The sequence below is a fragment of the Collimonas arenae genome, from assembly GCF_000786695.1.
In the GTDB taxonomy this organism is placed as follows: Bacteria; Pseudomonadota; Gammaproteobacteria; order Burkholderiales; family Burkholderiaceae_D; genus Collimonas; species Collimonas arenae_A.
Genome location: NZ_CP009962.1, coordinates 207,108 through 221,315, shown reverse-complemented (window position 1 = coordinate 221,315; position 14,208 = coordinate 207,108). Strand labels below are relative to the sequence as shown.

At 59.0% G+C, this 14,208-nt stretch carries 9 protein-coding genes; 2 read left to right on the top strand and 7 right to left on the bottom strand.

Translation table 11 applies throughout. The features are described 5' to 3' along the window. Positions 1-5 precede the first annotated feature (5 nt). The 5 genes from LT85_RS00980 to LT85_RS00960 all read right to left on the bottom strand — a co-directional run bounded on the left by LT85_RS00980 (position 6) and on the right by LT85_RS00960 (position 7,113). Positions 6-1,979, bottom strand: coding sequence for a DUF1302 domain-containing protein (locus LT85_RS00980; protein WP_253273636.1), 1,974 nt, complete (start codon positions 1,977-1,979; stop codon positions 6-8). Positions 1,980-2,075: 96 nt separating this feature from the next. Beyond that, on the bottom strand, positions 2,076-3,449 hold the full coding sequence (locus tag LT85_RS00975) for a DUF1329 domain-containing protein (RefSeq protein WP_038484201.1): 1,374 nt from the start codon (positions 3,447-3,449) through the stop codon (positions 2,076-2,078). A 41-nt stretch (positions 3,450-3,490) separates the two neighbouring features. After that, the gene (locus LT85_RS00970) at positions 3,491-4,720 is read right to left on the bottom strand and encodes an MFS transporter (RefSeq protein ID WP_052134476.1); all 1,230 of its coding nucleotides are present in this window, start codon (positions 4,718-4,720) and stop codon (positions 3,491-3,493) included. Positions 4,721-4,867: 147 nt separating this feature from the next. Then, entirely contained in the window at positions 4,868-5,716 is an 849-nt protein-coding gene (locus LT85_RS00965; protein WP_038484198.1) for an SDR family NAD(P)-dependent oxidoreductase, read from the bottom strand. Continuing rightward, positions 5,713-7,113 carry a flavin-containing monooxygenase gene (locus LT85_RS00960; protein ID WP_081991883.1) on the bottom strand — a complete coding sequence of 467 codons (1,401 nt, stop codon included), beginning with the start codon at positions 7,111-7,113 and terminating at the stop codon, positions 5,713-5,715. Before LT85_RS00960 ends, LT85_RS00965 begins: the two co-directional genes overlap by 4 nt. Before the next feature lie 229 nt (positions 7,114-7,342). Between LT85_RS00960 and LT85_RS00955 the strand changes: the two genes are divergently transcribed. Beyond that, positions 7,343-8,389, top strand: coding sequence for an AraC family transcriptional regulator (locus LT85_RS00955; protein ID WP_052134474.1), 1,047 nt, complete (start codon positions 7,343-7,345; stop codon positions 8,387-8,389). 31 nt (positions 8,390-8,420) lie between these two features. Then, positions 8,421-9,440: an alpha/beta fold hydrolase gene (locus LT85_RS00950; protein ID WP_038484195.1), complete on the top strand. Its 1,020-nt coding sequence runs from the start codon at positions 8,421-8,423 to the stop codon at positions 9,438-9,440. Positions 9,441-9,631: 191 nt separating this feature from the next. Here LT85_RS00950 and LT85_RS00945 read toward each other — a convergent pair whose 3' ends face one another. After that, a complete protein-coding gene (locus LT85_RS00945; protein WP_052134472.1) occupies positions 9,632-11,836 on the bottom strand; it encodes a prolyl oligopeptidase family serine peptidase in 2,205 nt (734 codons plus the stop codon). Between the two features lie 58 nt (positions 11,837-11,894). Beyond that, positions 11,895-14,063 (bottom strand): S9 family peptidase, encoded by a 2,169-nt coding sequence (locus LT85_RS00940; protein ID WP_081991879.1) that lies wholly within the window; start codon positions 14,061-14,063, stop codon positions 11,895-11,897. Positions 14,064-14,208: the final 145 nt, after the last annotated feature.

The window sequence follows — 14,208 nt, the reverse complement described above, 5'->3', positions numbered from 1 at the left end:
CGTGATCAGAACGAGGTCGTGAAACTGAAGGTGGCGAAGTCCCGGTCACGCATCAGGTTGGACTGGCCGCCGCCGTAATTGTGGGTGTAGTCGACCCGCATCTTGGTCGACGGCTTGGTCTTGAAGTCAATCGTCAGGCCAGCCACCACCGCGCCGGCGCCCTGCACGAAACCCGGCAAGGCGCTGGCGGAGACGCCGGACATGCCGTATGACAGCGACAGGTCCGGCGCGTAGGATGCCTGGCCGCCGAAGGCTGCCGGATAGTTGACGGCGATCTGCGCCACCAGGCCGCTGGACAATTTGGTCGGCACCTTGTAGTCAGACGTGACTGAATAGGGAATGCCCTGATCGAGGCTGAGATCAGGATAGTAGGCCGCCGCCAGCTCGGAAGTGAATGAACCCTCGGTCGCACCCAGCGCCCGCAGCAAGCCGCCGAAGCTGCCGCCCGGGGTAAAGATATTCAAGGCGGTCAGATGGAACTGGTATTTTTTCTGGTCGACCGCGCCGCGGCAGACATAGCCAGTAGGACGATAGTTGGCCGGATTCAGGTCAGCGTTACAGTAGTACGGATTGGCCGGATTGCTGACAATGGTCGGATCAATGGGAATACTTTCCTTCGGCCGGAACGAGAGCTCGGTGCCGAATGCCCAGTCGCCGGCGCGGGTGTTGTAGGACACGCCGAACAGATTACGGTCTTCGGCATAGTCCAGGTAGATGTCCTGCCAGCCGAACGGATTGGCGGTGGTGCTTTGGTTGACGCGAATGCTGGCGAATGGAATTTTGTCGTGATAGCGCACGTAATAGAATGCCAGCTCATCCCCGCTATCCGGAAACGTGTAGCGCGTGGATAAACCGAACTGGCCACTGTTCTTCGGATTGTGATCGACGCCGCGCGGAATCACGCTGCCGCTGTGAACCAGCGGACCATACAGCGGATTCAGATTGGGATCGGCCAGTTCGCCGGCTGTCAGCTGGCGATTGAACGGCAATCCGGTGCTCGGGTTAATGCCGATGATGCGGGTGCCGGTATCGCCGACCGTGCCGGGCGGCGCTGGCGGCAGGCCAAGCGGGCCAGTGACGGAATTAACCAATGAAGTCGGCAGGAAGGCGCCGGTGGAACCGCGTCCGACAATGTCGCTGGTGGAAAAGAAGGTGCCGACCGGATCGAATTCGTAGCCGTTCCAGCGGGTCTGGTAATAGCCTTCGACGCTCAAGCCTTTTGCCACCTCTGCGTTGAGCGACAGGATGGGCGCCGGCCGGAATATTTCCTTCAACTGCACGCCCGGACTGTGGGCTCGACGGACATCGATAGCGTTGATCGAATTGATCCCGCCCGGAATGAAAATATCCTCGCCCCAGCTGATGACCTGGTTACCGACCCGCACCCGCACCGGATGCTGGTCTATCTCGAATTCCTTGTTGACGTAGGCATCCAGCAAGCGGATATCGTGCACCGCGTGACTGCGGGCATCGGGCTCCAGATCGGCATAGCTGGTATGGTCGGCGGCAAAATCGTAGGACCAGGCGGCGCGCATCAGGCCGCTCCAGCCGTCCGGCGCTTTCAGGTATAGGTCGTGGACGCCGCGCAGGGCGGCGGAGAATACCTGCCCGCTTTTATAGTTGAGATTGCCGTTGTCCTGGTTCAGTCTGGTCAAATCATACGACTGGTTGAAATTGGCCGGATCGCGGCGTGCAATTTCGACCTGGCCGGAACTGGCGCAGCCGCCGTTATCCTGGCCGATGAAGCTACAGTTCGGGCTTGAGGTGCGCACGCCGAGGCCGAAGGAAACCGAAGAATCGAAGCTGCCGCTCAAGCCATTTCCCAGATCGAATTGCTCGGCACGGGCCGAATGGCCGAATACCGTCGTACTGCCCCACACCAGCGCTACCACCATGCCTGGCTTGAAACTGGATAGCCGGCCTTTTCCCCTGGCATTGCCTTTGTCTTTGCCCTTACCATTGCCCGCCATCTTCTTCATTCCTGTCTCTCCCCGGGATGCGAATAAACTGCGCGATTTTTATTGGCGGTGAGCGCTCATGCCGGCGCTGCCGCGTGTGCAAGGTTCAATACGTTGTCAGCGCGTGGCGAAGCGGCGCAAACCGTCGGGTTCAAACATCGATTCCTTGACCCGCCCATCGCGGCCGGCGAGCCAGTCGGACTGCTTTTGCCCGGCCGGAATCCGTTCGGCGATGTAGCGGCCCAGCGACAGGTCATGGCTGGCGTAGCCTTCCTGCACGCAAGCCGGCAATTCGGTCGCCATCACTACGCCGCTTTCCATGACGCGCTGGACTTTGCCCTGGCCGTCGTACAGGTCTTGCACCAGGATCTGCCAGGAATCCTCATCCAGGTAAAAGGTGCGCTTGGGGAAGGTATGGCGCGCGCCCTGCTTGACGGTGGCTTCCACTTCCCACACCCGATGGGTTTCATAGCGCGTCAGGTCGCGGTTGAGGAAGTTCGGCTGCACCACGTCGCTGATCTTGGCCTGCACCGAATTGACCTTGTTCCAGTTGTAGGGAACGATCATTTCCTTCTTGCCGACCAGCTTGTAGTCATAACGGTCGAGCGGGCCGTTGTACATGGTGTACTGGTCGATGGTTTCCAGGTTTTCATCGTTGAGGATAGGCGCATCGTAGGAATAAGTCGGCGCGCGGCGCACCCGGCGCTGGCTGGCGAAGTAGAGCCAGATGTCGTTGGGCTTGCCGATATAACCGTGCGACAGGGTGACGTCGCCGGCGAACTGGGCCGGCGCAATGTAGGGGCTGAGGTAAAGCGACTCGACTCCCTTGGCGCCGGCGATGGTGTTGTTCTTGGGTTCCGACAGCGGGAACATGATGTAGTCTTCCTGGATCAGCGGTTCGCCGATGCTGCTCCCGCCTTTCGGCGGCACCACCGTCGCATAGGCCCAGGTCAGGCCCTCGCCCTGGTAGCGCATCTTGAAATTCCACATGGCTTCGACGCCGTTGGCTGGCAGCGGGAACGGATAGCCTGCTGTCTTGGCTTCCGCCAGCTCATAGCCGTTGGCCGCTATCTTGGCAAAGCCGACGTTTTCCTTGGTACGCTGGTAGACCACGTCCGGATAACCGCAGGAGCGGTGCGTTGGATACACATCCATGCGATAGCCCTTGATGCTCTTGATCAGTTGCACCTGGCCCGGCGACAATCTGGCGGCATATTTATCGACATTGGCGACGGTGATCGAGAACTGCGCCTTGTCTGCGGCATACGGGTCCGGCCGTGGTTGCCCGGCTTTGTAACCGGCTTGCGGATTGACGTCGCCGCCGCTCCAGGCGGGAATGGTGCCGTCCTTGTTGCCCGCCTTTTCCGCGCCTACCGGCGTCAGGTCGGCGCCCAGTTTGGCGGCCTGTTGCGCCCACACCAATGGCGCCAGCAGGCAGGCTACAGATATCATCAGCACGGAAGCTTTCGGTTTGATCGAGTACTTTTTCATTTTTAGTTCTCCTCGCAGGTCAAAGCAAAAAATCGAAATCTTTATTCAATCCGGACCCGCTTGCCCGGCGCAAAGGCAATCGCCACCAGCGGTATCCCCAGCAGCACGGCGATTCCCAGCACCATGCCGAAGTGCGCCGGACCCAGTGCAGTCAGGAGCCAGCCGGCCACGGTAGTGCCGACGGCAACGCCGACCAGCGTCACCACCACGGTGCGCGACACCAACGAACCATCCGCATCAATCTCGGACAGCAGGCCAGTCAGGAACGGCGTCAAGGCATAGAAGCCGACGTTTAGCAGTAACTGGCTGGTGAAGTAAGCGCCACCAGTGCGGGCCGAGAAAAACCACATCACCGACACCGTCATCAGTAACTGCGCCGCAACGATAATCATGCGGCGATGCCGGTGACTGCCACGCAATGAGGACGCCACACATCCGAGAAAGCCTAGAAACGAAGAAAGCGACAACAGGATGCCGATGGTCGAGGTCGCCAGCCCGGCGTGCTGCCCGGCCAGTTCCGTGACCGCCCACTGGCCTGCCTGGACGCCGTAGATAAGAATGGTGAGTAGCCAGACTGCCGCGATACGCAACCACGGCAAACCAGTATCCGACGATTTTTTCTGGTCGGCATGATCGTGGACGATGGCGCGGCCTGCCTGCAATAACACCGGCGCCGTACATACGACCAGCGCCGCCATGGCAAGGAACAACCACTGCGCAGCCCAGCGTTCCGGGAGATAGGAAATGCCGATCAGCAGCGCGCCGTTGACCAGCCCCCCGATCAGCACGATGACGCCCCAGATGCGCTCCGCCGATGGCTGTCTGGCGACCCTGGCGGCCACCAGCATGAACAGCATGCCTTCGAATACGCCCGCCAGTCCGCGCGCGACGCTGACTGCCTGCGTCGTCGCCAGCAACGCGCTGGCTACCTGCATCGCCACGGTGCCGCATACCCCGATCCGGGCAAAGCGGCTGGCGTAGCGCGCCACCCAGTGCGGCAGCAACATGCAGCTGAACGCCATGCCGAGCATTTCAAAACCGGTCATCATGGTGCCCTGGCCTTCATCCAGGCCGAAACGCAACATCAGGCTGGAGACGATGAACGGGGTCAGGATGGTGCCGTTGATGGCCACCGCGTAGACAATCGCCAGCCGCAACATCTCGCGCGGCGCTGGCGCCGAGGGCGACAGTGGCGTACCGGCGCCGGCGGCAGCGACGCCGGTATGCAAGGACGGAGCAGTAGCCGAAGCATGTGCTGCAGTTGAAGCCATGTTGTCATCTCCCTTGGACGGGTGTTTTATGTTTGTACAGCGGGATCATGCGTCCTGCGTCGGCGGCCATCCGTCTGTTGCGGAATTCTGCCTCCTTGTTTGTTACTGAATGTTTGCAGCTACAGCGTTGCAACCACGTCGCTGCCGCTACCAGCGCACCACCTGGCTGGTCAGGCCGCGCTCTTCCAGATAGCGCTTGCGACCGGCCTGGCCCTTCTTTTCAAACCAGTTGATGATCTTGCCAATTTTGTTCGGGAACAGCATCGCCAGCCGGACCAGGATGGCGTCCGACATTTTCGGATAACGTTCATAACGCGGATCCTGCAGCATGCGCAGCATTTCATCCGCCACGTGCGAGGGACTTTGCGGCGGATCGATAAAATTCAGCGCACTGCCGCCGGTCAGCGCTTCATGCCGTAGCTGCGCAGTATCGACCGAGGATGGCAAGATGCCGCCGACCTTGATGCCCTTCTTTTCAAAATCCACCGCAATCGACAAGGTCGCGCCGCGCAAACCGAACTTGGTGGCACTGTACAACGGACTCTCCGGCATCGGCAAGACGCCGCCCAGCGAAATCGTATTGATCATGCGCGGATCGGGCGCCAGCTTGAGCAGCGGCACCATGATGCGCGCCAGCAGCAAGGGCGTGACTAGGTTGATTTGGATATCGCTTTCGATATGGTCCAGCGCATACTCGTCGAAGCGGTCGGTACGCACCACGGCGGCGTTGTTCAGCAGAATATCGAGATGGCCGAATTTTTCCTCTACCGTTGCGCGGATATGTTCCAGCAAAGGCCGCTGGCAAAGGTCGCCGACAATCAGCAACGGCGTCTGCTTGAGGCTGGCCGCCAACTCATCCAGTCCTGCCTGGTTCAAATCGCACAGCACCAGCCGGATGCCGGCGGCGTCCAGCCGCTTGGCGATTTCACGGCCGATGCCGCCGGCGGCACCCGTCAGCAAGGCTACCCGTCCGGCAAATTCTGGACCGAGCTTCATGCCGCTTCCTTCAAGGTGTTTTTCTCGCGTTGCGCCGTCTGTTCCGATTGCGGCTTGAGCATCGGTTTGTAGTCGCCGTCCTGCAAGGCCGGCCAGCCGATGCGCTTATGCAGTTTCTTCAGATAGCGTTTTAGCGCATGCACTTCCAGATAGACGGTATGCCGTTGCGACTTGATGAATTTGATGCCGCCCGACAGATCTGGATCGTCATGGGCGATCAGCTCGTCGAAGGCACGCACGCGTTCAGGCCCTGCGCCTTGCTCGCGCAGATAGCTGGCGATCAGGTGGGCTTGCGCATCGAACAATTTGAAGGCGCTGGAATTGGTTTCTATATAACCGATGCCGAACAGGTTATGGTGGATGCGGCTGAATACCGACAGATACATCTGCGGCCGCCCGCCTTGCCATTCAAAATATTTCCCGGCATAGGGCGCGCTCCATTTGTAACCGGTGGCGTACAGCACCAGGTCCAGTTGCTCGCGGCTGCCATCCTTGAATACCACTTCATCGCCATCGTAGCGCTCGACATCCGGGCGCACCGCGATATTGCCGTGCTGCAGATGGTGCAATAGCTGGGTATTCATCAGCGGATGGCTTTCAAACAGCTTGTGGTCCGGTTTCGGCAGGCCGAAGCGGGTCAGGTCGCCGGTGATCATCTTGAGAATACCGCTAAATACCGGCCGCTCCATCCACATTGGCAGTTGCGGCCCTTTTTCGGCAAACTCGTCGGCAGGCACGCCGAACAGATGCTTGGGAATGAAGTGATAGCCGCGCCGCATGCTGATGAATGCGGTATCGGCGTAGGTGGCGGCGTCGCAGGAAATGTCGGCGCCGGAATTGCCCGCGCCGACCACCATCACCCGCTTGCCCTTGAACTCCTCGCCGCGCTTGTAGGTGACGGAATGGCGGATCTCGCCATTGAACTGGCCCTTGATTTCCGGCAGGCTGGGGTCCCAGTTGCAACCGGTGGCGCAGATCACGGCGTGGTAGGTGCGCTGCTCGCCGCTCTCCAGCGTGACTTGCCAGCGGCCGTCCGGCAATTTGTCGATGGCGCGCACCGAGACGCCGAAACGAATGTTGTCGTAAAGGCCAAACGCACGGGCGAACGATCTTACATAGCTGACAATTTGCTGGTTGGTCGGATAGTCGGGATATTCCTTTGGCATCGGATAGTCGGCGTAGCCGGACAGGTCGCGCGATGAAATGAAATGCGCCGATTCATACATCGGGCTGCCGGGATTGTTCATGTCCCAGATGCCGCCGACATCGCTGTGGCGTTCGAACTGCTCGTAGCTGATGCCTTGCCGTTTAAGGGCGCGGGCGGCGCTCAGGCCGCCGGGGCCGCCGCCGACGATGCACACTGCTGCGTTATTGCTCGACACGGATGAAGCACTCATGGACTCTCTCCTGAACATCGCTGGAAATCATTGGAACGCGGTGTAATTCTTTGGCTTGAATTCATTTATTCGATTTACCTGAATTCTTTGCGTGCCTCAAATGTATCCAAGTCCAAGGCGCGGAGTGAGGGCCGAAACGGACGGCGAAAGGGTCTTAAACGGACAGAATATTGTCCGTTGCATGCTTTGCCACTAGACATCCCTTGCACTTGTCACCACAATGGAAAACATGAAACCGACCGCTAAAGCCGCCGCCAAACCGGAACGCCTCGACCCGCGCTATTCGACCGCATCGATCAATCCGCTAACGCCGCGATACCTGTCGATCGTGGCGCATGAGCGCGGCTACGACACCGCCTCGCTCTGCCGCGGACTCGGCTTCACGGCGGAGGACCTGAACCAGCCCAATTTCAAGATTTCCTACCGCCAGGGCAGCATGATGATTCGCCGCGGCCAGAAGCTGATCGGCGATACCGGGCTGGGACTGGCGGTCGGCAGCCGCCAGACGCTGGTGTCATGGGGGCTGGTCGGCTTCGGCATGATGACCTGCGCCACGCTGGGCGAAGCGAGCGAAATGGGGATCCATTACCAGAAAGGCGCCGGCTCGCTGATCCATATCGCCATGGAACTGAAAGGCCAGCAGGTCGCCATCCAGGCCGACCCGCAATTCTACGATCCCGACATTGAAATGTTCCTCATCGAAGAGGCGTTTTCCAGCATGATCAATATCGTGCGCCACCTGGTGGGGCCGCAGTTCACGCCGTCGGCGGTTGAACTGGTATACCAGGCGCCGCCGCACGCCGCCATCTACGATACGATTTTCCGTTGTCCGGTACGCTTCGGCTGCTCGCGCAACCGCCTGATCACGGACGTCAACTGGATGAATTATCCGCTGCCGACCTACGATGCGCTGGTAGCCAAGACGGCCATAAAACTGATCGAAGAGAATCTGACGGTGGAGCAGGAAAAGGTCGATCTTTCGACCACCATCGAGCGCGCGATCCGTGACAATCTGAAGGATTTGCCGACCCTGCAAAGCATCGCTTCGACGCTCAACATCGGCGAACGAACTTTGCGGCGGCGCTTGAACGATGCGGGATTTTCTTACCAGAGCCTGCTTGAATCGGTGCGTAAATCGCGCGCATTGGAATTGCTGTCGCATTCGAAATTTTCAGTGGCGGACGTGGCTGCCGAAACCGGCTTTAAAGATGTCCGCAATTTCCGCCGTGCCTTCAAACGCTGGACCGGCGTGGCGCCGACTGAAATCAGGGAGTAACATAGCCGCTTCATTCGTGGAGAGAACCGGCATGCGCAACGCATCTTCCTTTTACTTGTCCGCTTTGCTGTTGAGCGCCGTCCTTTCCGCTTCGGCCGCCGAGATTGCGCCAGCCGCAACATACGGGCCCGAACTGCAGGGCTTCGACTACCCTTACCCCCTAAAGCATTACGCTTTCGAATCGCAAGGCGCGCATGTGCAGATGGGTTACATGGATGTCGCTGCCAGCGGCAAGGCTAACGGCCGTACTGCAGTGCTCTTGCATGGCAAGAATTTTTGCGGCGCGACCTGGGAACAGACAATAAAAACCTTGAGCGCCGCCGGCTACCGCGTAGTGGCGCCGGACCAGATCGGCTTCTGCAGCTCCAGCAAACCGGAGCACTATCAATACTCATTCCAGCAACTCGCCATCAATACCCATGCCTTGCTGGAGCAGCTAGGCATACACAAGGCAATCATTGTCGGTCATTCCACCGGCGGCATGCTGGCGACGCGCTATGCGCTGCTGTATCCGCAACAGGTAACGCAACTGGTGATGGTGAATCCTATCGGTCTCGAAGACTGGAAGGCGCTCGGCGTACCTTACCGCACGGTGGACCAGTGGTATCAGCGCGAGTTGAAGCTGAACGCCGACGACGTCCGCAGTTATGAAACGAAGACCTACTATGTCGGCCGGTGGAAGCCGGAATATGAACGCTGGGTGACCATGCTGGCGGGATTGAATCAGGGCCCCGGTCACAAGCTAGTGGCGTGGAATTCGGCGCTGATCTACGACATGATTTTTACCCAGCCGGTGTTCTACGAATTCAAGAACCTGAGCATGCCTACCTTGCTGATGATAGGAGATGCGGATAACACGGCAATCGGCAGTGACATCGCGCCGCCGGACGTCAAAGCAAAAATCGGAAAATATAACGTCCTGGGCAAGCAGGCCGCCAAGCTGATTCCGCAGGCGACGCTGATCGAATTTTCCGGCATGGGGCATGCGCCGCAGATGGAAGATTCGGATGCGTTCCACAAGGCTTTGCTGGAGTGGCTGGCGAAACAGTGATTTGGCGCTGTACCGGCTTGGGTGTAAAAAGCCGGACCAGGCAGTGAGATGAGCGCTGCAAGCAAGAAAGTTCTTGGTGCTTGCAGCGGCCCATGATGGTCGTGTTGCGTTTGTTAGTTGATGTTTGTTAGCTGATGTTTGTTAGTTGATTATTCCAGCCCGTTCAATTTCCCCTCTATCGGGAACAAGGTTCAGCTATCGTTTTGCTTCGCCTTTCCCATTTGCCACAACAAGAAACTATAGATATCGGCAGACAAGGCATAACGCTGTGTTGCCGTACTGCCGATGCCGTGGCCGGCTTGCATGTCCAGCCGCAGCAGGATCGGCTTGCCGCTGTCGGTGGCGGCTTGCAGGCGCGCCGCTGTTTTAGCGCTGTGCCAGACATCGACGCGCGGATCGTTCATGCCATGCACCAGCATGATCGCCGGATAGGCCGTGTTGTCCTTGATGTTGTGATAGGTGCTCATTGCCAGCAAACCCGGGAATTCGGCCGGATTCTTGGCGCTGCCGAACTCGGAAATGTTGGTGATGCCGTTGGCGCTGTCTTCTGCGCGCACGGCGTCCATGATGCCGACATTGAAGATAGCGGCGGCAAACAGCTCCGGCGCTGTGGTCACGGTACGGCCGACAAAGATGCCGCCGGCGCTGGTGCCCATCACGCCCAAGGTCTTGGGCGTGGCATACCCCTCGGAGATCAGGTATTTGGCGCAAGCCACGCCGTCTTTCCAGGTGTTAGGCTTGGTGGCCTTGAAGCCGGCCCGATACCAGTCGTCGCCATAGACGCCGCTGCCGCGCACATTGGCGTACGCCAGCACGCCGCCGCGCTCAAGCCAGGCCATGCTGGCCGGTGAAAAGTAGGCTGTTTGCGAGAATCCGTAAGCGGCATAACCATCCAGCAGGGTCGGATTGCTGCCGTCGCGCTTCAAACCTTTCTTGTAGAGCAGGGTCATCGGCACCATGGCGCCGTCATAACTCGGCACCTTGACGTCGACCACTTCTACGTCGGGCAGGCTAGGCATCGGCGGATTCACGCGCAGGCCGGGATCGCTGGAAACCATGCCCTTCAACAGCAAGGTGCGCGGCAATTCGGTCCAGCCGTTCAGGGTGTACAGCACGTCGCTGTAGGCATGCGCCGGATCGTTCTGCAGGCTGGCGGCGCCTTTGAACGGCGCCGGAATGGCTTGGCCCTTCGTATCGCCTGCGGCATAGCGGCGCAGCACGATCGAAGTGCCTTCGCGTACTTCAGCCATCAGCGCGTCGCGCGTCAGGGAAAACTTCTCCAGCACGGCATCCTTCGGCGCGGCCGCAACTTCACGAGCCAGCTTCAGGTCGGGATGGCGCAGATCCAGCTTCAATACGCGATTGCGCGGCGCACCGGCGTGCGTCAGCAGATACAGGTCGTTGCCTTTCAATGCTGCGTCGGTGATCTTGTCGTCGAAGCTGGAGATTTTCTTCCACGTTACAGTCGGCTTGTTGAGGTCGGCGATATCGGCGACGAACAGATAACCTTCCGGCAAGGTAGTGTCGGTGGTGCGCGCAACCATCCAGCGGCTGCCCGGATTGAAAATGATGGTGCCGACATCGAGACGAGCCAGGCCGAGATCGGTAGTGACGGTCGGGCCGAACACTGCCTTCGCTTGCGACGCTGTATCGCCGACCTTGAGCCACATGACCTTGCTGTCGAGATAAGTTTCGGAGTCAGGCTCGCCCGGTTTCAACGCTTTGAGCTGGTTGTAGGTCAGCGACTTGCTGTCCGGCAGCCAGCCGAGCAACTCTTCATGCACGCGCGGAATCGGCTCGCCGACATTTTTTCCGGTTTGCGTATCGAGGATATACAGCGAGGCGTCCTCGGAACCGCCGGCGGACACGCCATAGGCTACATGCTTGCCATCCCAGGCCGGCACAAAATAGTTGATCGCATGCGGCACGCCGGTGCGTTCGGCTTCGAGTTCCGGATCGACCAGTACGCGTTCCGGGCCTTTCAAGCCGTCGCGCGTCATCAGCTTGAATTGCTTGCCGCCGCGGACGCGCTTGAGATAGTAGATGTGATCTCCCGGCATCCGCGTCACTGCCCGGATATCATCCCCGGTAGCCGCCGAAATCTCGGCGATGCGTTGCTCCAGCGTGTTGCGCAGATCGATACGGTCCAGTTCCTTGCGTGCAGCAACACCCTGCTCTTTCAGCCAGGACTGGACCTTGGGGTCCTTGATATTTTCGAAATAACGGTAAGGGTCTTTTACCGTGACGCCGTCGATGACATCAGTCACCTCTTGCACCGGAGCGACGCTGACCGCACTGGCAGAGACCGGTAAAAAAATTGTCGTCGCGGCCACGATGAACGAGGACGCTGCAATTGATAGCAAGGAAAGCTTGAAAGGGTTGTTCTTCAATGACATGAAAATCCTGCCTGGGTTAATTAAGTTAATCAAGGATGATTGCTTTTCTTGTGAAAAATTAATGTTTGCCGGCCGGGGTTATACCCCATTGCGACAACATCCACGCCATCTCGAATGATCTTTCCTTGATGGCGTCATAACGCCCCGAAGCGCCGCCGTGGCCGGCGCCCATATTCACTTTCAGCAGCAGGGTGTTGTGATCGGTTTTCATCGCCCTTAGCTTGGCGGTGTATTTGGCAGGCTCCCAGTACATGACCTGGCTATCGTTGAGGCCGGTGGTGACCAGCATCGCCGGATAGGCTTTGCGCTCGATATTGTCGTAGGGCGAGTAGCTGCGCATGTAGTCATAGGCGGCCTTCTCGTTGGGATTGCCCCACTCCAGATATTCGCCGGTGGTCAGCGGCAGGCTGGCGTCCATCATGGTGTTCATGACATCGACGAACGGCACTGCGGCATGCACCGCATGGAACAGATCGGGACGCATGTTGGTGACTGCGCCCATCAGCAGGCCGCCGGCGCTGCCGCCTTCGATGATCAAGCGCTGCGGGCTGGTCCAGCCCTGCTTGACCAGACACTCTGCACTGTCGATAAAATCGTTGAACGTGTTTTTCTTGTTCATCAGCATGCCGTCGTCATGCCAGTGCTCGCCCATGTCGTTGCCGCCGCGAATATGCGCTTCGGCAAACACCACGCCGCGGTCGAGCAGGCTGACGCGGCTGTTGGAAAAGGTCGCCTCGGCCGGAATGCCGTAGGACCCGTAGGCATAGAGCAGCAAGGGCGCCGAGCCATCCAGCTTGATGTCTTTTTTAGCGACAGTCCAGAGCGGCACCTTGACGCCATCGCGCGCGGTTGCCCAAAGGCGTTTGGTTTCGTACAGCGACGGATCGTAGCCAGGCACTTCCTGTTGTTTCAGGATTTTCCGCTGGCCGCTTGCCATGTCGACATCGAACACCGTCGGCGGCGTCACCGGCGACTGGTACATCAAACGGTACTGGCGCGAGGTGAATTCCGGCGTACCGCCTGAGTGCGAGGTATATACCGTTTCGTCGAACTGCACCGTCTTCCAGCTATGGTCGGCAAAGTTATAGATGCGCGAACGTTCCTGCGCATCGCTTTTCTCGCTGACCACCATGAAATCCTTGAACAGTTCGAACGATTCCAGCAAGGTATCCGGATCGTGGGCGATCAGTTCTTTCCAGTGCGCCGGGTCCGGCGTCGCCAGCGGCGCCGTCACCAGGCGGAAATTCTTGGCGTCCTTGTTGGTCAGGATGAACAGCTCGCCGTCGCGATGATCGACATGGTAGCGGTGCCCGCTTTCACGTCCCAATACCGAATGAAATTCGCCCAGCGGCTGGTCGGCCGCCAGCAGGCTGACTTCGGTGGTATCGGTGCTTTCCGCCTGGAGTTCGATGAATTTGCGGTCGCTGCTGTTGCCGACGCCGATATTGAATTGCTCCACTTTTTCGCGATAGACCTCCTCCGGCTTGCCGCCCAGCTTCAGGCGCAGCAACAGGTCGGAGCGTTTGGTGGTGGCGTCTTCCTGCGTCATGAACAAGGTCTGGCTATCGGCGGCCCATGCCAGGCTGGTCACGCGCGCCACAGTATCGGCCAGCAGCTTATCGTTGCTCAGATCCTTGATATGCAGCTGGTACTGGCGATAGCCGGTGGTATCGGTGGAGTAGGCCAGGAAACGGTCGTCCGGACTGACGGCGAAGCTTTCGACCTCGAAAAATTTCTTGCCTTTGGCCAGCTGGTTTTCATCCAGCAATATTTCTTCCCTGGCGCTTTCGTCGTAGGCGAAATCCGCATCGGCCTTGGCCAGGCGGCGGCAAATGATCGGATACTGCTGGCCGGCTTCGGTGCGGCTGTAGTAATAGTATTTACCGCGCCGGGTCGGCACCGAAAGATCGGTTTCCTTCATCCGGCCCTTCACTTCCTTGTACAGCGTCTTCGCGACCGGCGTCAGGTCCTTGGTCATGACCTGGGTGTAGGCGTTCTCGGCCTTCAGGTAGGCAATCACTTTGGGATTGGTCTTTTCACGCAGCCAGTGATAATCGTCGGTGACGATCTCGCCATGGCGGCTCTCTTGCCAGGCCTGCTTGGCGGCGACCGGCGGGGTCAAAGGTGTCGAAGGAGTCAAAGGAGATGCCGCGGAAGAGGAAGTGGTGGTCATGAGAGCCAGGATAAATACGCCCAAGGTAGGAGCGCGTTGCTGAAGAAAGAACATATAGTACAGATCCTTGTATGGATAGGCATGGATGTGCGTCAGGACAGGCGCGGATTTCGCGCAATCCGAACATGCAACTCTGTTGCATGTTGCTAAGTTACCTGCAATCTGCCGAAAAGACAATACGCATGGCGACGGAACTCCG